This is a genomic window from Wolbachia endosymbiont (group B) of Philonthus cognatus (assembly GCF_947179345.1).
Classification (GTDB): domain Bacteria; phylum Pseudomonadota; class Alphaproteobacteria; order Rickettsiales; family Anaplasmataceae; genus Wolbachia.
Genome location: NZ_CAMXBG010000002.1, coordinates 747,913 through 766,984, shown reverse-complemented (window position 1 = coordinate 766,984; position 19,072 = coordinate 747,913). Strand labels below are relative to the sequence as shown.

The following is a 19,072-nucleotide window of genomic DNA, read 5'->3' as shown; positions in this document are numbered from 1 at the left end:
CAAGGAAAGTGGAATGTGAGGATAACACCCAAGATGAAAGCACGAACAAACCTACTTCAAAAACTGAAGGGAGTATTTCGTTGTTATAAATCACAACCAATAGGGAAAGTGATCCATATCATTAATCCGATATTGAGAGGGTGGATAAACTATTTTAGGATCGGAAACGCAAACCGAAGCTTTTGTTACGTCAAGCATTGGGTAGAGAAGAAAATAAGACGCAACTTAACAAAAGCCAGAAAAGCAAGGAAAGGATTTGGCTGGAAGAGGTGGAATAATGAATGGATATATAAAACCCTAGGCCTGTATTCAGACTACGGAATAAGGTATCTCAACACAAAAGTCTCATCAGCACAATATGTTATAAACTTTGGTAAAGAATCTGCTAGGAAAGCGTAGTGCGGGAAAACTGCATGCTGCGTTTGATGAGGCGGGAGCTGGAAACGTGAACAAGGGAATTTTGGATTGAGGCCCAGGATGAAAATAATGGATCAGCCACCAAACCCTAAAGAGGCGCGCCAGTTCTCGACCCTACTGAAAGGAGATGAGTTCAGTTTGTCAAAAAGGTTGCCAATTAAGTATACGTAACAGCTCTTCTGGTTATGGAGTATAAAATGTGAAAAAAGAGAACAAATGCTCTAATTTTTTAGATTACAAAGTGATAGGACAGGAAGTAAGAAATCTTAGATTAGCAAAGGGATATACTCAAAAAGATTTAGCAAAAAAAATCGGAACAACATATCAGGTAATACTGCAATATGAAAAAGGAACACGCAGAATTTCAATTAAGAAGTTATATGAATTAGCAGAAGCATTATCAACAACTGCTAGAGATCTAGCTTGCGGACAAGAAGTATCAAATGAGGAAAGGTATGAGGAAGAAGAGATATTAAATCTAGTAAGAGAATATAAAAAGATTAATGATCAGGAGTTACGTAGAATGTTTTGTTTGCTAACCAAATTTATCCAAGTCAGTGAAAAAAGTAGTAGGAAAGCAGAGAAAGTAAAAATTGCAAAGGGTTTGGTTAAAGAAGGAATTTCTGTTGATATCGTTGCAAAAACAATAGGTCTCTCTGCTGATGAATGTGTTGAAGAAAAAGTTGGTTCTATCTACTGCCAAATAGGAAAAAAGATAAAAGAATGGAGGGCAGTACGGGAATATACTCAGAAGGATTTAGCAGAGAAAATGGTTACAACACGTGATGAAATAAGCAATTATGAACAAGGAAGGGTTGCTGTTCCACTTGATAAATTATATGAGATAGCAAAGGCATTATCGATTAATATTATGGACCTACTTGAGCTAACAGAAGATGCAGATGATAAAGTGGTACCTGATTTAATAAAAGAATACAAAAAAATTGAGAGTCAAGAATTACGCTATGCGCTAATAAAATCTCTGTTTGAAAGCATACAAATTTGCGAAGAAAAAGTGAAAAGAGCAGAAAAGATGAAAATTGCAAAGGATTTAGTGAAAGGAGGAAATTGTAAGATGGAAATGTGATATAAAAGAGATAAGAGAGAAAGATAACCCTGCTCACTAGGAATAGGGTTACCACGGGCGTGTGCGACCGGGAGGAAATTGGTATTACAACCGTTAGAATCAAGGTACACTAGCCCTATCTCTCGATACGTTTGAATAGTTGTTTGGGACATATATATGCACCCGTTTACAATCTTAAATTAACTAAAACTATCGAGGTTTATTATGGTTACATCTTATCAAAATTTTATTGGCATTGACATCGGAAAATTTAAAAATGTCGTTGCAATTCACAAACAGAAAAATGCTGTCGAATTTGACAATAATGCTTCTGGCTGGCAACAATTGTTCCAAGAGTTTTCAGATGTCCTACCTAATTCTTTAGTGACTTTAGAAAATACAGGGAAATATGAGCTTGGCTTATCACATTTTCTTACCGACAAAAATATTGCTGTGCACCGAGCTAATACTCGTAAAGTAAAAAGCTTTATTTTATCTCATGGAACTTTGGCGAAGTCTGATAGATCAGATGCAAGAGCTCTTGCTCAATATGGATGTGAACGCCATAGAACTCTCTCTCTATTTGCACCTACGTCAAAAGAACAATCAACTCTAGCTGCACTTTGTCAACGTCGTGACGACATTACGCAAATGAGAGCTCAGGAAAAGTGTAGACTGGAAGCTCCTGAAAATGACCAGATAAAGGAAAGTTGCCAGAAGACCATTGAATTTTTCAATAGTCAAATAAACGAACTCAATGACACTATGCAAAAAATTATTGATGAAAGCCATGAGCTACAACAACATCAAAAAATCCTTAAAACAGTTCCTGGAATAGGCAAAAAGTTATCACAAGATTTTTTGTGTTTAATGCCAGAGCTTGGTTACTTAAACAGAAGAGAAGTAGCAAGTCTTGCCGGAGTAGCACCTCATCCTAAGGAAAGTGGTAAAGCTATTGGTTATCGAAGGATTATAGGTGGTAGAAGTAACATTCGTTCAAAGCTCTTTACAGCTGCTATGGCTGCAGCAAAGTCCAAATCTGTACTTGGTGCGTTTTATTCTAAGCTTGTTGAAAGTGGTAAGAAGAAGATGGTGGCTATAACAGCTCTAATGCGAAAAATTATAGTAATTGCTAATGCAAGACTTAAAGCAGCGATTATTTCACACAGTAGTAACTGACAATGAATATTGTGAATAATACACAAACTTAAAGTACTTATTCACATATTCATTGGCTTAAGCAGAAATTTCTGTGGTAGCTGTTTGATATAAAATTCTATTTCTATGACAAACGGGTTTTTATTGCCCATATAATTTGCAAAATTACACAAATAAAAAATTTTTAAAAAACATAGTTGATTGTCAAAATTTTAGTGGAAGAAGGAAGCGCTGAAATAGATGTCTTTGATGCACGAAATCAGACACCAATGCACTATGCAGTTAATAACAAGAAGTTGGAGATAGTAAAGTTATTACTGGAGCTAGGAGCAGATGTAAATAGCGCACGTGTAGGACAAAACTCGATGAAATTATCACCTGTGCATATAGCTGTAAGTAATACTAATTACGATGAAAGGGATTTATGTCTTGATATTCTCAAATGCTTAATAAAGGAGCCTAATGCTCAAGTCAATTTGCAGGACTACGAAAATAGAACACCTCTACATTACGCTGAAAGACTTAAAACAATAGAGGTCTTACTAACGCGAGAAGATATAGACCCTCTGGTAAAAGACGATAGGGGCAAGACACCATTTGATTACGCTAAACCTGAGATAAAGAAGGCTTTGATGAGTAATAAATACGGTTCTGAAAAGAATAGTCTACTCCATTTAGCTGCACAAAGAGGAGAAATTGAGCTTGTAGATGCAATCTTAAAGGAAGAAATTGATATTGATATTGTAAATAATAAAGGTTTATCACCTATTTACCTTGCTGCAGAAAAAGGACATTTACATGTAGTAAAATTACTACTGAAAAAAGGAGCAAACTATACACCTGTTTTGCACTTAGCAATCAAGTCAAATAATTTAGAGTTACTTAAAGTTTTATTTACTGAAAAAAATGGAGCGTTACTCTGCAGAGATACCGTTGTTAATTTTCCAACCCTTCATAATAAATATATAGCACAGAGAGAAATAGCAGATAAAAGGATGAAAAAACATAATAATATTATCTGCATCTGTATTACAGTTAGCGCAGTAGCAATGGCAGCATATATAGGTTTAACAGCAACAACAATAAGCAGTACAATCATTTTTGCAACAACAACAGGAATACTTGCGCTTATTATAGCAATAATGATAAGTGAGATGAGCAAAAGATACATAGAAAAGGAATTTCAGAAAAAGATGTTTATGGAACTGGAAGAGTGTAGTTCTACTGTTAATGATGTTGAGATAGAGTCAATTATGAGTAGATGCAGACAATGATATACGCTAGAGCTTTTTCTGAAGGTTTAAGACCAGATCCAGAGCTTAAAGTATCAGAGTGGGCAAATGAGTATCGAGTTCTAGCACCAACTGCAGCATCAGAGCCAGGGAAATGGAGAACAGAAAGAACTCCTTATTTAAAAGAAATAATGGATTCACTTTCTCCTTCTTCACCTGCAGAAAAAGTAGTATTCATGAAAGGAGCGCAGATTGGGGGAACAGAAGCTGGTAACAATTGGATAGGCTATATCATCGATCAAACACCAGGGCCAATGCTAGTAGTACAGCCAACAGTTGAAATGGGAAAACGTTGGTCAAAAGGAAGATTTGCGCCACTGATTGAAAGTACACCATGTTTAAAAAGTAAAGTAAAAGACCCAAGATCAAGAGATTCAGGGAATACTGTACAAAGTAAGGAATTTCCAGGTGGAATAGTAGTAATAACCGGAGCAAATAGCAGTGTAGGCCTCCGATCTATGCCAGTAAAATATCTCTTTCTTGATGAAATAGATGCCTATCCAGGAGATTCGGGAGGTGAAGGAGATCCAGTTTTACTCAGCATAGCCCGTACTAATACATTTGCACGGCGAAAGATTTTTTTAGTATCAACGCCAACGATTCATGGAATAAGCAGAATTGAGAAGGAATTTGAAGCTACAGACAAGAGATATTTTTTTGTACCATGTCCGCATTGTAATTATTACCAAATTTTAAAGTGGTCACAAATAAAATGGGAAGATAAAAATCCAAATACAGCACACTATATGTGTATAGAATGTGGTGAAAAGATAGAAAATCATCAAAAGACAGAGATGCTAGACCGTGGAGAATGGAGAGCTACAGGGGCAAAAGAAGGGGAGAAAAAAGGATTTCATCTTTCAAGTCTTTATAGTCCAGTAGGCTGGTATAGTTGGCAACAAGCAGTAGAGGACTTTCTCCATGCAAAGGAAAGCGAACAATTACTGAAGGTTTGGATAAATACTACGCTTGGAGAAACCTGGGTAGATAAAGGAGAAGTACCAGATTGGAAGCAATTATTTAACAGGAGAGAATTTTTTCCCGTAGGCACAGTACCAAAAGGTGAAGTGGTTCTCACAGCAGGAGTAGATGTCCAAAAAGATCGGTTAGAAGTAGAAGTTGTAGCATGGGGAAAAAGCCGTGAAAGTTGGTCAATAGACTACCGAGTATTTGAAGGAGATACAGGAGGAGGAGAAGTATGGGGAAAGCTTTCGGAGCTCCTCAATCATCATTTTATCGGTGAAAATGGTCTTGAATATATGATAAGTATGATGGCGGTTGATGCAGGGTATGCAACGCAGGAAGTGTATAATTGGGTAAGGAGTCATCAAGGCTCTGGAAGAGTAATGGCAGTAAAAGGTGTAAATAAAGCACTAGTGCCACTTAGCAGCCCAAGTAGAGTAGATATAACAGTTGGTGGTCAAAAGCTAAAGAGAGGAATAAAGCTATGGCCAGTAGGAGTATCGATATTAAAGTCAGAGCTTTTTCAATTACTTAATGTTTTAAAAGAAGGTGAAGAAGCTCCAGCAGGATATTGTCATTTTCCCGAATATGCACCTGAATATTTTAAGCAGCTAACAGCAGAGCAATTAGTCAGCAAAGTGGTAAAAGGATACACCAAACAAGAGTGGCAGAAGGTAAGAGAAAGAAATGAAGTACTGGATTGCCGAATTTATGCGAGAGCAGCATCTATTGCGCTTGGAATTGATCGTTGGCCAGAGAGTAAATGGAATAGTTTAAGTGAAAAACCAGAAAGCAAAAAATCAAAGAAAATAGTCAAAAGCAAGTGGATCAGCAAGTAGTAAATGTATAACGCAGAATATTTAATTCAAGTCGAAGAAGCGATAAAGAAACTACAAAATGGAGAGAGAGTAGTATCAATTGCATATGGTGACCATATTGTACGGTACGGGGAAGTTCAAATAAAGGATTTATTGGAGCTCAGGCAACGAATAAAAGCGGGGTTAAAAGTTGCGGGCATGAAGCCAAAGAGGAAAATTGTTTTTTCAACGAGTAAGGGGATCATATAATGATGAAAATCGTTGAAAGGAACCGTATGACAAAAATTATAGCAAAAGAATATACAGAATTTTTAGAGCAGCTGAAAGAACAGATTGCTATTAGTCGTTATAAAGCAGCAAGAACAGTAAATAAAGAGCTACTACTACTTTATCATTATATTGGAACACAGATTCTAGAAAAACAAAAGAGCCAAGGTTGGGGATCCAAAGTAATTGAGCAGTTAAGTAGAGACTTAAAGGCTGAGTTTCCAGAAATGAAAGGTTTTAGCACAAGAAATCTAAAATATATGAGGCAGTTTGCAGGGGAATATCAAGATATTGAATTTGTGCAACAACTTGTTGCCCAATTGCCATGGGGACATAATGTATTTCTGATGGACTTAGTTCGGGACAAAGAAGCGAGGCTATTCTACATAAAAGAAGCTATAGAACATGGCTGGTCAAGAAACATCATGGTAATGCAGATTGAACTTGGGTTACATAAACGTCAAGGAAAGGCTATCACTAATTTTAAAGAGAAGTTACCTTCACCTCAATCAGATCTAGCGCATTACACGTTAAAAGATCCATATATTTTTGATTTTTTAAGTATAGGAAAGGATGCTCATGAAAGAGAAGTAGAAAAAGGTCTTGTAGGACATATGGAGAAGTTTTTGTTAGAACTTGGTGAAGGCTTTGCATTTGTAGGTAGACAATTTCATTTAGATGTTGGTGATGAAGACTTCTTTGTCGATCTATTATTCTACCATCTAAAATTACGTTGTTTTATAGTAATTGAATTGAAAGATAATAAGTTTAAACCAGAATACGCCGGTAAAATGAATTTCTACCTTTCAGCAGTAGATGACTTGCTAAAACACGAGACAGATCAACCATCTGTAGGGTTGATTTTATGTAAATCTAAAAATGATGTACTAGCAAAATACACTCTAAAAGATATGACAAAACCAATAGGACTAGCAGAATATCGAATAACTGAAAGTCTACCAGAGAATATAAAGACAGCTTTACCAACGATAGAGGAATTAGAAGCTGAGTTATCTAAAGTTTCAGATAAAGAGAAGTAATGCTACTCAAATCATTCAAACAACTATTTAGTAAGCCAAAAATCAAAAGCTCAGCCTGGGATGCAGCAGGATCAGGAAGAAGATTTTTTCACTTTCAACCAGAGTTAGGAAGTATAAACAATTTGCTGTCTCAAAGCCTTGAAACTTTACGTAGTAGATCACGTGATATGGTGAGAAAAAATCCTTACGCTGCAAATATAATTGATACGATAGTAAGTAACTCTATTGGAACAGGAATAAAACCACAATCAAAAGCAAGAGATGGAGAATTTCGAAAGAAGGTGCAAGAATTATGGCTAAAATGGACAGATGAAGCAGACAGTAACGGAGTAAGTGATTTTTATGGATTACAAGCTCTAGTGTGCAGAAGTATGATAGAGGGAGGAGAATGTTTTGTACGTTTAAGAACGAGAAAGCTGGAAGATAGATTTTCTGTACCATTACAACTGCAAGTACTTGAGTCTGAACATTTAGATAATAAAACAAATCAAACTTTAGGAAATGGTAATGTAATAAGAAACGGGATTGAGTTTAACAGGCTTGGGCAAAGAGAAGCATACTACCTATTTAAAGAACACCCTGGTGAAAGTATGTTTGGAGAATCAGTGAGAGTGCCAGCAAATGATGTTTTACATATTTATAGACCATTAAGACCTGGGCAAATCAGAGGGGAGCCTTGGCTTTCTAATATACTGCTGAAGCTTTATGAGCTTGATCAATATGATGATGCAGAGCTGGTGAGAAAGAAAACTGCAGCAATGTTTGCTGGATTTATTACGAGACTCGATCCAGAAGCAAATATCATGGGAGAAAGTGAAAGTAATGAGCAAGGAGTGGCACTATCAGGTTTAGAGCCAGGAACAATGCAGCTTTTAGACCCAGGAGAAGACATAAAATTTTCAGAACCGTCAGATGTTGGAGGAAGTTATGAAGCGTTTATAAGACAGCAACTCAGGGCAATAGCGATTGGTACAGGGATAACATATGAGCAACTAACAGGAGATTTAACCGGTGTTAATTATTCATCAATTAGAGCAGGATTAATAGAGTTTCGTAGGAGATGTACAATGTTACAGCATAACATAATGGTATTTCAGTTTTGCCGTCCTGTATGGGATAGGTGGTTAGAGTTAGCACTACTTTCTGGAGAGCTAGACATAGGTGAAGAATGGACAAAGGGAAAAGAAGGAGCAAAAAAAGAAGTAAAATGGATACCACAGGGATTTGATTGGGTCGATCCGCTAAAAGATCAGCAAGCACAGCAAATGGCAGTAAGAAATGGATTCAAGAGTCGAGCGGAAGTAGTATCAGAAATGGGTTATGATGTAGAAGAAATTGACCAAGAAATAGCAGAAGATCAAAGACGTGCAAGTGAACTGGGCTTAAGTTTTGATTCTGACGTTACGGCCAATCAAGAGGTGATATGAAACAACAATGGCTAAACAGATGTGTAATGGTAGAACCAAGGAGTTTTGAGTTACTGTCACTACAAACAGGAAAGCAGCCTATCTTTAAAAATATAAAACATGCAGTAAGAAATAGTGAAAGAGGAATAATACCGATACATGGCATTTTAACTAAAAAACCTGGTGCATTTGATGAAATGCTCGGAATGACATCATATGAGCAAATAGAAGAACAAATTACACAAGCATTAGCAGATAGTAGCATAGAGACAATTATACTGGAAATAGATAGCCCCGGAGGAGAGGTAAACGGTATATTTGACCTAGCTGACTTTATTTATGAATCAAGAGGAAAAAAGAGGATAATAGCGATAGCAAATGATGATGCATATTCTGCTGCGTACGCTATAGCTTCTAGCGCTGAAAAGGTATTTGTGAGTAGAACTTCAGGAGTAGGAAGCATAGGAGTAATAGCAAGTCATATAGATCAAAGTGGGTTTGATGAAAAACAGGGAATAAAATATACGACAGTATTTGCAGGAAGTAGAAAAAATGATTTAAATCCACATGAGCCAATAACTTCTGAGAGTTTAGAAAACCTAAAAAGCGAAGTGAATCGTTTATATGGAATGCTGGTTGAGCTAATAGCACGCAATAGAAACCTTTCTGTAGAAGCAATCAAATCAACAGAAGCAGGGCTATATTTTGGCGAGAAAGCAGTAGAGATAGGTCTTGCAGATGGAATTACAATTCTTTCATCTATTAATCAAAACAGGAGTATTATTATGAATGAACAAACTACAAATGACCTAAAAACTAATAATTTAACTAAGTATCGTACTGAAGTTGTTGAATTAATACGTTTGTGTAACTTATCACGAATGCCAGAGAAAATAGGAGAATTTATTGAGCAGGGTGTAAGTGTTGAGCAAGCAAGGGAGGTTTTAATGGAATTACTTGCAGAAAGAACAAAGAAGACAGAGATAATAAGTACAATACCACAGAATTCAGGAGAAGAGTTGATGATGCAGGTAGCGAAAAGTCGTAGGCATTTAAAATATATAACAAAAGGAGAAAAGCAAAATGAGTAGTATAACAGAACAAAATAATCTAGGTGACTTATTAAAGTATGAGGCATCAAGTCTATATTCAAGAGACCAAATAACGGTAGCAAAGGGTCAAAATCTGAAGCTAGGGACAGTTGTTGGTCGTGATAAAGACAACATGATTAGGATAATAAATCCAACTGCCACAGATGGCACACAAACAGCAATAGGTGCAATAGTAAGTGATGTAAATTCGACAGAAAATGCCAAAGCAGTAATCATTACACGTATAGCAATGCTAGCAGATCATGCAGTTGTATGGCCAGCAAATATCACTGAAGAGCAGAAAGCTGCAGCAATAAAGCAACTTGAAGGACGAGGGATCATTGTCCGCAAGGGAGTGTAACTTAAATTAATAAGGGGGAAAAAGAATGCAAAATCCATTTACAAATACAGCATTTAGTATGACGGCACTAACAAATGCGATGAATATATTGCCGGTAAATTATGGACGAGTTGAAAATTTAAATTTGTTTCCAAGTAGGTCAGTAAGATTTAGACATATTACCATAGAAGAGCAAAACGGAGTATTAAGTTTACTACCAACGCAGTTACCCGGAGCACCAGCAACAGTAGGAAAAAGAGGAAAAAGAAAGGTAAGAACATTTACGATTCCACATATTCCACATGATGATGTAGTGTTACCAGAGGAAGTACAGGGAATAAGGGCATTTGGATCAGAGAGTGAACTTAAAGCGCTGGCAGATGTAATAACCGATCATTTGCAATTGATGAGGAACAAACATGCAATAACATTAGAGCATTTGCGAATGGGAGCGCTGAAAGGAATAATTTTAGATGCTGATGGGTCAGAATTATTAAATCTGTACAACGAATTTGAAATCACGCCAAAAGTAGTAAATTTTGCACTGGGAACAGCAACAACAGATGTAAAACGTAAGTGTCTGGAAGTATTGCGGCACATAGAAGATAATCTAAGTGGTGAATATATGACCGGAATTCATGCCTTGGTAAGCCCTGAGTTTTTTGATGCACTAACTTCACATACTAAAGTGAAAGAAGCATACGAGAGATGGCAAGAAGGAGCAGCGCTTCGAAATGATATGAGGTCAGGATTTACGTTTTGTGGTATAACATTTGAGGAATATAGAGGGCAAGCAACTGACCCTGAAGGAACCGTGAGAAGATTTATTGAGAAAGATACAGGGCACTGTTTTCCACTAGGAACAGCAAGCACATTTACGACATATTTTGCACCAGCAGATTTTAATGAAACGGTAAACACACTAGGACAACCACTTTATGCAAAACAAGAGCCAAGAAGATTTGATAGAGGAACAGATTTACATACGCAGTCAAATCCATTGCCAATGTGCCATAGACCTGGCGTATTAGTAAAAGTCGCTATAGCATAACATACTGGTAGAGTAACTACAAGGTGGTGAGGCACAGAACGACTCTACCGGTATGCGCTTTCTTAGCATGTAAAGGTTAGTATATCAAAAAGAAATATGCAAGAGAATATTAAGCGATTATTAGAAGATTGTTTTGCCCATTTAGGAGAAGTGGCTTTGTATAAATCAAAGGATAAGTCATACATGGTACAAGTATTAAAGCAACAGCCAGATAAATTATACGAGATTGGTGAAGGACAATTTGTGGAAGAAACTTTAGCGTTAGAAGTAAGTGCGTTTGATGTGTTAAAGCCAATAGTGGGAGATGTTTTTGTTATAGGTGATCGAAGATATAAAGTACACTCACCGCCACTTAGAGACAAGTCTGGAATAACGTGGAAAATAAAAGCGTCTGGGGTGTAAAATGTCTGTTCATATAGAAGTTGAGGTAATAGAAAGTGTAAATGCTAAAAGAAGAAAAGTAGAATTAGCAACGGTAAAGGCATTAAACAAAACGGCACTATGGTTAAAAGCGCAAGCAGCTAAGGAAATCAGTGAGGAAAAGCAGATAAAATTAAGTTTGATAAGAAAGAGATTAAGAATTTTTAAGGCGAAAACTAGCAGATTAGACGTGTTAATTAGAGCAAATCTCTATGACATTAGAGCATCGGCAATTGGCAAAATACAAAAAACAAGAAGAGGATCGAAAGTAGGAAAGCATGAGTTTATAGGAGGATTTGCAGCAGTTATGCCAAAAGGAAATAGCGGTATGTTTAAACGTGAAGGAAGGGCAGCATTGCCAATAAAGGAAGTTAAGTTGCCACTAGAACCTGAGGCTTCAAGGATAATATTGTTAATTATGAAGTTGAAAAGGTATTTGAAAAATATTTTATACATTACATGAGTTAAATTATATGCATGACAAAGTTCTGGAAAGATTTACATCAAGCAATTTGCAGCACACTGAAGGAAGAAATACCGGCTATACAGACATGTGAAATTTATCCAGCAATAAGGAAAGAACTGTTAGCACCAGCGGTATTTGTAGAACTTAGTAGCTTTGAAAAAGGACATGATCCTGGAACAGAGGAATTAGCGCTGAAAGCAAGATTTGAAGCACGAATTGTGATTGATAGCACAATAGAAAATGCCCCTATTATTGTCAGAACATTAGCTGCTGAAGTTGCGAAAGTAGTAAATAAAAATACTTGGAACGTGAAAAATGTTTCACCAGGAGAATTTATATCAGGAGGAGGAGATGACTTTAGACCAGAGCTCGATGCATATTTAGTGTGGATGGTTGAATGGGTGCATACAATACACGTAGGGCGATCTATTTGGAAAGAAGGAAAATTTATGCCACACAAAATAGAAATCGGTGAAATAAATGTTAGAAAATAATTTTGCAATTTCGGAACTACAGAGGAAAATGGCCAACATTGTTCGTATAGGAGTTGTAAAAGAAGTAGATTATGAAAAAGCAAAAGTAAGAGTAAAAATAGGTGAACTTTTAACAGATTTTCTTCCATGGATAACTTCTAGAGCAGGAGAGGAAAGAAGCTGGCTACCACCAAGCATAAATGAACAGGTAGTAATATTGTCACCATTGGGAGAGTTATCATTAGGAGTAGTACTGTCTGGAATATATCAACAGAAGTATGCTGCACCAGAGAATAAAAAGGAAATAAATAGTGTAAAATTTCAGGATGGGACAAAGTTTACATATGATAAAGGGAAGCATCATTTAGAGATTGAAGTAGTGGACAAAATAACACTGAAGGCTGGGGAATCGAGTATAGAAATGACAAAAGATAGTATTAAATTAAAAGCAAGAAGAGTAGATTTAAATTGATATATATGAGTAAAGCAGTTGTTTGCATAGGAGATCATTGTACAGGTATGCCGATTCATGTCTGTGTGAGCGGGAGTGAAGATGTATTTGTTAATGGTAGACCTGCTTGTCGTAAGGGTGATATCTTGAGTATTGGGGAAACACTAACGCAAGGATCAAACAACGTATTTGTAAATGGTATTGGTGTAGCGAGAACAGGTGATGTGGCATCCTGTAGTTTTCAAATAGTAAGTAAAAATCAAAGTGTGTTTTCAAAATAAAAAAATTAAAATAGTCGAAAAATGAAAGGAATGGACGCTAAAACAGGTAAAGAATTAGAGGGAATAGAACATCTGAAACAATCGATAATTGATATATTGACCACTCCTATTAACAGTAGAATAATGAGAAGAGATTATGGCTCAAGACTATTTGAATTAGTAGATAAGCCAATAAATAGGGATTTAACTTTGGAAATTTACGCATCAACTGCAGAAGCACTGGGGAAATTTGAGAAGAGATTTAAGTTAGAAAAAGTAAAAGTTGAAGGAGTAAAAGAAGGAAAAGTGACGCTTGATCTAGAAGGATTGTATCTGCCAATGGGAAGAAAGATTCGCTTCGATGGGGTTGTAGTATAAAGATGCAGCAGCCAAATATTATTGAATCACTGAGCTTTGAGGAAATCTTTTCGAGAATGAAGGAAGAGTTAGTAAAGCGAGATGCAAGTTTTACAGGATTGGTGGAAAGTGATCCAGCAATGAAGGTATTAGAAGTAGCAGCATGGCGAGAACTTTTGCTTAGAGAAAGAATAAATGAAGCAGTAAAGAGTAACTTACTTAAATTTGCGACAGGAGAAGATCTTGATAATTTGGCTGAGTTTTATGGAGTAGAGAGAGAAAAAGAAGAAGAGGATGAAAGATTTAGAAAGAGGGTAAAAGCAAAAATAGCAGGTTGGTTAACAGGAGGAAGTAAGGAATATTATAAATATCATGCACTGTCAGCAGATAGTAGAGTAAAAGATGCACTAGTGGAATCAACTATACCAGGGAAAGTACAAATCTCAATCTTATCAACACAAACTGGCATAGTGTCAGAAGAGCTACTAGAAATTGTAAAAAAGCAGGTTACTAGAGATGATATAAGGGTTTTAACCGATACAGTAACAGTAATTGGCTGCAATATTATGGAAATAGATATCCACAGTAGAATGAGCATAAGTCCTTTAATATCAGAGGAAGAAATCAAGAAGCAGTTTATTAAGAAGTTTGAATTAGCAAAAAGATTAGGGTGGAGTGTAACAAGATCATGGATAATAGCGAATCTATTTGTAGATGGTGTAGAAAATGTGGAATTGATCGAGCCAAGAGAGGATGTTGTGGTTCTGGGAAATGAATCTGCAAATTTGAAAAATTTAAAGATTGAGTTGAATTAATGTTATTACCCCCAAACGCAACAAAGCAAGAGCAAGCACTGGTTGATGCAACAGATTATAAGGTTGATCCGAGCTGTATCAGAGGATTTAAGTTTAGTCTTAAAGATGAAATACTGCCGTGGATAATAGAAGAATATGGTTTAGAAGAAATACTGCGCTGGGTAAAAGATAGAAGAAAAGCCGTAATAGAAGGAGTAAAATTTCAAAGACTGAGAGGAACTCCAGCATCACTAAAAGTAGCACTAAAATGGGCAAATATAGAAGATATTACAATCATCGAAGAACCACCTGGTAAACACTTCTTTGAATTACAAATAGGAATAAAAGATGTTCCAAATGACTTTTTTGTAGATGCAGTAGTAGAACTTGCAAAACTATCGTTACCAGCAAGATCGCGGCTAATGAGGATTTTCAATGATCACTATAACGTTGATAGGTTTATTTTAGATGAAAGTTTATTTGGAAGTTTGTTATCAGACTACTCTGGTATAAAAGTTGAAAAAAATGGGCCAGTGTTATCGTTTGGAAGAATAAATTTTTTCAGTTCTAGAGGTCCGTTAGTAGAGATTGTAGACAACTATTTAAGAGAGCATTATGAACAAACATTTAGTAATGACATATATCGATTAGATGTAGCAGTACTTGGAGAAACAGAGCCTCACACAAAGGATTACAAAGGCATTTATGAAAGAAGTCATCAGTGGTATAACGTAAAAGCACTATATCCATTACCACAAAGTTTATTACCAGAAATTAAGTTTGCGAAAGCACAGATTGTACTGTCAGATAGCTGGAAATTAGGAGAAATAAATAGCTGTTTTCCTCTTTGTTATCAAGAAGAGATAGGAGGCACACTTTTCCTTGGTAATGATAAACTTTCTGATCAGCTATGGAACTTGGAATACAAACCAATTTTGGAAAGATTTAATATCAGCTATGAATATGAAGCAAAGAATCTTACTGATCAAAAGGTTGCGAAAGCTAATTTAACGGAATATCACGTTAGTTGCAAAAATGATAGAAGTTCAGGAAAAGAAGATTCAATACACGAATTAGAAAATTACATTTTAGTGTTTTACCCAGGAGTACTGAAGTGGCATGAACATCGACATTTGCACAGAAGTTGGAAAAATAGTCAAGTAATATCTCTAATAAGTTAAGTATTTATATTTAGATCCTCATATATTATATTAATAATAGGTTAAAATGTATGAAATAAAAAGAAAAGGACTTGCTTTCTCATGCTAAAAAGGACATGACTTGAATAGCAGCAGGTAAATATAAGAAATTTGTCTGGCGCTAGAAAAGCTAATTTTGTGAGGTATGAAATGAGTTTTAGAAAGAGTAAGTTTTTTAAAGAAGTATCAAGTAACGATATTAATAAAAGAAATGAAGAAGGAGAAACGATCTTGCATCAAGCAGTAGAAATCTCCGATTACAAAACAGTGAGATTATTAATAAAAAAAGGGGCAGAGGTTAATGCAAGAGATAAAAATGGTTATACGCCACTACACTGTGCAGTATTTGCGAAAAGCTTAGAAAATGTAAAAGTGCTGCTAAGGTCGGGAGCAGAAGTAAATGCCACTCAATATGTCACTGGATGTACGCCACTGCACTCTGCGTGCAAAATAGGAGGAGCAGGAGTTGAAATAATAAAAGAGCTAGTAAAAGCAGGAGCTGAGGTTAATCAACTGAATAAATATGGTGCAACACCAATGTATTACATTTGGGAAAGTGAAAAGTATCGTCTGTGTGATAGCAAAGAGAGTGAAAGGGCAAGTAAATTTCTGAGAGAAAAAGGAGGAATAACAAAAAGTAGAGAACTGACGTGCTATGGAATAGAGAGGATAGTGGGAGAAATAGCAGACATGTTGAATGGGAGCTATATGCCGGAGCTAAAAATAATAGAGATAGAAGAAATAAGGAAGAGAGACAAGTCGCTAATAAAGAAAGAATGTAAAAATTTAGCAAGCAAGATAATGGGCCAAGTGAACGAAATGATAGATGAGATAGAAAATGTAGTGAGAGGGAAGGCTTAAAAAAGGGATTTAAATTTTTTAAAGAAAAGATGGGGTGGATTATGTTAAAGCTTGGCAAGAAAGAGAAGTCAGCAAAAGAATTATTAGAGAACTCATATAAAAATATTTATGCAAGAGACGAAAAAGGAAGAACAGTTTTGCATTATGTGATAAACGCAAAAACAGTGAAGTTATTAGTCGAAAAAGGAGCGAATGTGAATGCAGCAGATGCAAGAGGATATACAGCACTGCATCTAGCGGTAACCGAGAAACGCCTAGAAACCGTGAGAGAATTAATAAAATCAGGAGGGAATGTAAATGCGGAAGAATATGGAAGTAAATGCACACCGCTGCACCTTGCATGTATGGTAGGTGAAAAAGAAATAGTGGAGGAGCTAGTAAAAGCAGGGGCTGAAATAGAGCAAGCAGATAAATTTGGAATGACAGGGATGGATTATGCTAAAAGTAGCAAAAAGATAACCGAGGTATTAAAGAAAGAAACAGACAGAATTGAAAAGCTATTTATGAAGGGCTAAAAATATGGAGAAAGAAATAGAAAAGAAAGTAATGAATTTGGAGAAAAAAACGTTAGAAGAGCTAAGGAGAATGTGGAAGAAGGTATTTGGGGAAGAGGCACCTAAACATTCAAAGAAATATCTGATACCAAGATTAGCTTATAGAATGCAGGAAAAAGCGTATGGAGAAATGTCAAGAAAGGGGAGAAAAAGACTAGAGTATCTGGCAGATCGGCTAGAGAAGGGAAAAAGAATAAGTAGCGATAAACTGCCAGTAGCAGGAACAGAGCTAATATTAGAGAGAGGGGAAGAGACGCATGCGGTAAATAGTAACAGATAAGGGTTTAATCTACAGAGAAGAATTTTTTACGTCATTGTCAGCAGTAGCCGGAAAAATAATGGGAATGAGTTACAACGGCCCTTTATTATTTGGAATGCGTGAAAAAAATGGAAGTTGAAAATGCTAAAAGAAGTAAGATGTGCAATATATACGAGAAAGTCAAATGAGGATGGACTAGAACAAAAGTTTAACAGTCTTGATGCGCAACGAGTAGCATGTGAAAAGTATATAAAGAGCAAAGAAGGCTGGGTAGCATTGGCAAAAAAGTACGATGATGGAGGATATTCAGGAAAAAATTTAGAAAGACCAGCGATAAAGGAATTATTTGAAGATGTCAGAGGAGGAGAGATAGACTGTGTAGTAGTATATACACTAGATAGGTTATCAAGAGAAACAAAAGACAGCATAGAAGTAACGTCATTTTTTAGAAGGCACCGAGTAAATTTTGTAGCAGTAACACAGATATTTGACAATAATACGCCAATGGGAAAATTCGTACAGACAGTATTATCAGGAGCAGCACAACTAGAAAGAGAGATGATAGTAGAGAGAGTAAAAAATAAAATAGCAACATCAAAAGAACAAGGTTTATGGATGGGAGGAACTTTACCGCTTGGGTATGATGTAAAAGATAAGGAATTAATAATAAATGAAAAAGAAGCAAAAACAGTGCAGCATATATTTGAAAGATATTTGGAGCTGAAGTCAATGGCAGAGTTGGCAAGAGAGTTAAACAGGGAAGGATACCGAACAAAAGCAAAAACGGATATCTTTAAAAAAGCAACGGTGAGAAGAATAATAACAAATCCAATATATGTGGGAAAGATAAGACATTATGACAAACAGTATGAGGGAAAGCATGAAGCAATAATAGAAGAGGAAAAGTGGAAAAAAGCACAAGAATTGATAAGTAATCAACCGTATCGAGGAGTAAAATATGAGGAAGCGCTACTAAAGGGAATAATTAAATGTAAGAGCTGTGATGTAAATATGACGCTGACATACTCAAAAAAAGAGAATAAGAGATATCGATATTACGTATGCAACAATCATTTAAGGGGAAAGGGTTGTGAATCAGGAAGCCGAAATGTAATAGCAGGAGAAGTAGAAAAAGAAGTAATGAAGAGAGCAGAAGATTTATATGAAAAATGGGAAGAAAAAGCGGAAGAGTGGAGTTTTGGAAAGCAGAAAGAAGTAGTGAAAAAGTTAATAAAGGGAGTGATGGTAAAAGAAGATGGAATAGAAGTGCGTTTAGAGGGTAAGGTAGAATTTGTACCAATAAAGAAGAAAGGAAATAAATGCAGGATAGTAGAGCCAGAAGGTAAAACAAATAATGTGCTACTGAAAGCAGTGGTAAGAGCTCATTCGTGGAAACGTCAACTGGAGGCAGGAAAATATGGAAGTGTGAAAGAGCTGAGTGCCAAAATTAATATAGGTACAAGACGTATACAGCAAATTTTGAGGCTGAATTATTTAGCACCAAAGATTAAAGAAGACATAGTAAATGGGAGGCAGCCAAGAGATTTGAGGTTAGCTGAATTAAGGGAAATACCGATGCTTTGGGGTGAGCAAAGGGAGAAATTTTATGGATTAGCGGCGTAATTATACCATTTATAAAAACAACAAAAGGAGAGAAACTATGAAAACACCAAAACTATTGAAAGGTATTGCTGAGAAATAAGAAAGGTAGCCAAATTGCTGCTACTGCAGTTGATATAGAGGAATCAAAGAACAAACTAATACTGAAAAAGTTACAGAAATCGACACTCAGTTGTGTAAAAATATCAACAAAAATAATGATGATCTTAATATGATTCAACCTACATGTGAAACCAGCAAAAAAAGCCCAGAACTTCTCAATAGAAACGCAAATGACAGCACCTCTTTAGCTGTATGTTTTGATAGCGATGCAACAGACAAAAAAAATCCATAAAAGACAAGCAATCTTAGCTGGTTTTGTTGGTACAGCGTTATTAGTGAGTAGTGTTGCGTTGTATAGCCCTTTTTAAAAATAACCCGAACAGATCATAATACTCTATTGGCCTATA

General features: G+C 36.1%; 20 protein-coding genes and 3 pseudogenes. All 23 read left to right on the top strand.

The window, feature by feature from the left end; genetic code table 11:
- The first annotated feature begins 15 nt into the window (after positions 1 to 15).
- The 23 genes and pseudogenes from ONG78_RS05540 (at position 16) to ONG78_RS05430 (ending at position 18,626) form a co-directional block, all read left to right on the top strand.
- The gene (locus tag ONG78_RS05540; protein WP_264377879.1) at positions 16 to 399 is read left to right on the top strand and encodes a group II intron maturase-specific domain-containing protein; all 384 of its coding nucleotides are present in this window, start codon (positions 16 to 18) and stop codon (positions 397 to 399) included.
- Between the two features lie 217 nt (positions 400 to 616).
- Entirely contained in the window at positions 617 to 1,504 is an 888-nt protein-coding gene (gene wmk / locus ONG78_RS05535) for a WO male-killing family protein Wmk (RefSeq protein WP_264377878.1), read from the top strand.
- 204 nt (positions 1,505 to 1,708) lie between these two features.
- Positions 1,709 to 2,662, top strand: a complete 954-nt coding sequence (locus tag ONG78_RS05530; protein ID WP_264377791.1) for an IS110 family RNA-guided transposase — start codon at positions 1,709 to 1,711, stop codon at positions 2,660 to 2,662.
- A gap of 179 nt (positions 2,663 to 2,841) precedes the next feature.
- Positions 2,842 to 3,915, top strand: a pseudogene (locus tag ONG78_RS05525) (ankyrin repeat domain-containing protein); the annotation flags it as partial.
- Entirely contained in the window at positions 3,912 to 5,735 is a 1,824-nt protein-coding gene (locus ONG78_RS05520) for a phage terminase large subunit family protein (protein WP_264378065.1), read from the top strand. The pseudogene ONG78_RS05525 and the gene ONG78_RS05520, both read left to right, overlap by 4 nt.
- Positions 5,736 to 5,738: 3 nt before the next feature.
- Positions 5,739 to 5,963 carry a hypothetical protein gene (locus tag ONG78_RS05515; protein WP_264377877.1) on the top strand — a complete coding sequence of 75 codons (225 nt, stop codon included), beginning with the start codon at positions 5,739 to 5,741 and terminating at the stop codon, positions 5,961 to 5,963.
- A gap of 26 nt (positions 5,964 to 5,989) precedes the next feature.
- Positions 5,990 to 7,021, top strand: coding sequence for a PDDEXK nuclease domain-containing protein (locus ONG78_RS05510; protein ID WP_012482036.1), 1,032 nt, complete (start codon positions 5,990 to 5,992; stop codon positions 7,019 to 7,021).
- Positions 7,021 to 8,448 (top strand): phage portal protein, encoded by a 1,428-nt coding sequence (locus ONG78_RS05505; protein WP_262986412.1) that lies wholly within the window; start codon positions 7,021 to 7,023, stop codon positions 8,446 to 8,448. Before ONG78_RS05510 ends, ONG78_RS05505 begins: the two co-directional genes overlap by 1 nt.
- Positions 8,445 to 9,518: a S49 family peptidase gene (locus ONG78_RS05500; RefSeq protein ID WP_264337590.1), complete on the top strand. Its 1,074-nt coding sequence runs from the start codon at positions 8,445 to 8,447 to the stop codon at positions 9,516 to 9,518. Before ONG78_RS05505 ends, ONG78_RS05500 begins: the two co-directional genes overlap by 4 nt.
- A complete protein-coding gene (locus ONG78_RS05495) occupies positions 9,511 to 9,879 on the top strand; it encodes a head decoration protein (protein WP_264377876.1) in 369 nt (122 codons plus the stop codon). Before ONG78_RS05500 ends, ONG78_RS05495 begins: the two co-directional genes overlap by 8 nt.
- Positions 9,880 to 9,904: 25 nt before the next feature.
- Positions 9,905 to 10,909, top strand: a complete 1,005-nt coding sequence (locus ONG78_RS05490; protein WP_264377875.1) for a major capsid protein — start codon at positions 9,905 to 9,907, stop codon at positions 10,907 to 10,909.
- 96 nt (positions 10,910 to 11,005) lie between these two features.
- Positions 11,006 to 11,311 carry a head-tail joining protein gene (locus ONG78_RS05485; protein WP_262986521.1) on the top strand — a complete coding sequence of 102 codons (306 nt, stop codon included), beginning with the start codon at positions 11,006 to 11,008 and terminating at the stop codon, positions 11,309 to 11,311.
- A 1-nt stretch (position 11,312) separates the two neighbouring features.
- Positions 11,313 to 11,797: pseudogene (locus ONG78_RS05480) on the top strand (phage tail protein).
- Positions 11,798 to 11,806: 9 nt separating this feature from the next.
- Positions 11,807 to 12,289, top strand: a complete 483-nt coding sequence (locus ONG78_RS05475; RefSeq protein ID WP_264377874.1) for a hypothetical protein — start codon at positions 11,807 to 11,809, stop codon at positions 12,287 to 12,289.
- Entirely contained in the window at positions 12,276 to 12,740 is a 465-nt protein-coding gene (locus ONG78_RS05470; protein WP_264377873.1) for a phage baseplate assembly protein V, read from the top strand. Before ONG78_RS05475 ends, ONG78_RS05470 begins: the two co-directional genes overlap by 14 nt.
- A 5-nt stretch (positions 12,741 to 12,745) precedes the next feature.
- Positions 12,746 to 13,000, top strand: a complete 255-nt coding sequence (locus tag ONG78_RS05465; RefSeq protein WP_065095513.1) for a PAAR domain-containing protein — start codon at positions 12,746 to 12,748, stop codon at positions 12,998 to 13,000.
- A 21-nt stretch (positions 13,001 to 13,021) separates the two neighbouring features.
- On the top strand, positions 13,022 to 13,357 hold the full coding sequence (locus tag ONG78_RS05460) for a GPW/gp25 family protein (RefSeq protein WP_262986416.1): 336 nt from the start codon (positions 13,022 to 13,024) through the stop codon (positions 13,355 to 13,357).
- 2 nt (positions 13,358 to 13,359) lie between these two features.
- Positions 13,360 to 14,151 carry a baseplate assembly protein gene (locus tag ONG78_RS05455; protein WP_264377872.1) on the top strand — a complete coding sequence of 264 codons (792 nt, stop codon included), beginning with the start codon at positions 13,360 to 13,362 and terminating at the stop codon, positions 14,149 to 14,151.
- Complete coding sequence (locus tag ONG78_RS05450; protein WP_264377871.1) at positions 14,151 to 15,311, top strand: phage tail protein; 1,161 nt, start codon at positions 14,151 to 14,153, stop codon at positions 15,309 to 15,311. The genes ONG78_RS05455 and ONG78_RS05450 overlap by 1 nt, the downstream gene beginning before the upstream one ends.
- Before the next feature lie 168 nt (positions 15,312 to 15,479).
- On the top strand, positions 15,480 to 16,190 hold the full coding sequence (locus tag ONG78_RS05445; RefSeq protein ID WP_264377870.1) for an ankyrin repeat domain-containing protein: 711 nt from the start codon (positions 15,480 to 15,482) through the stop codon (positions 16,188 to 16,190).
- A 41-nt stretch (positions 16,191 to 16,231) separates the two neighbouring features.
- Positions 16,232 to 16,705, top strand: coding sequence for an ankyrin repeat domain-containing protein (locus tag ONG78_RS05440; RefSeq protein WP_262986421.1), 474 nt, complete (start codon positions 16,232 to 16,234; stop codon positions 16,703 to 16,705).
- 4 nt (positions 16,706 to 16,709) lie between these two features.
- A pseudogene (locus ONG78_RS05435) lies at positions 16,710 to 17,142 on the top strand (DUF2924 domain-containing protein).
- 2 nt (positions 17,143 to 17,144) lie between these two features.
- Positions 17,145 to 18,626: a recombinase family protein gene (locus ONG78_RS05430; protein ID WP_264377869.1), complete on the top strand. Its 1,482-nt coding sequence runs from the start codon at positions 17,145 to 17,147 to the stop codon at positions 18,624 to 18,626.
- Positions 18,627 to 19,072: the final 446 nt, after the last annotated feature.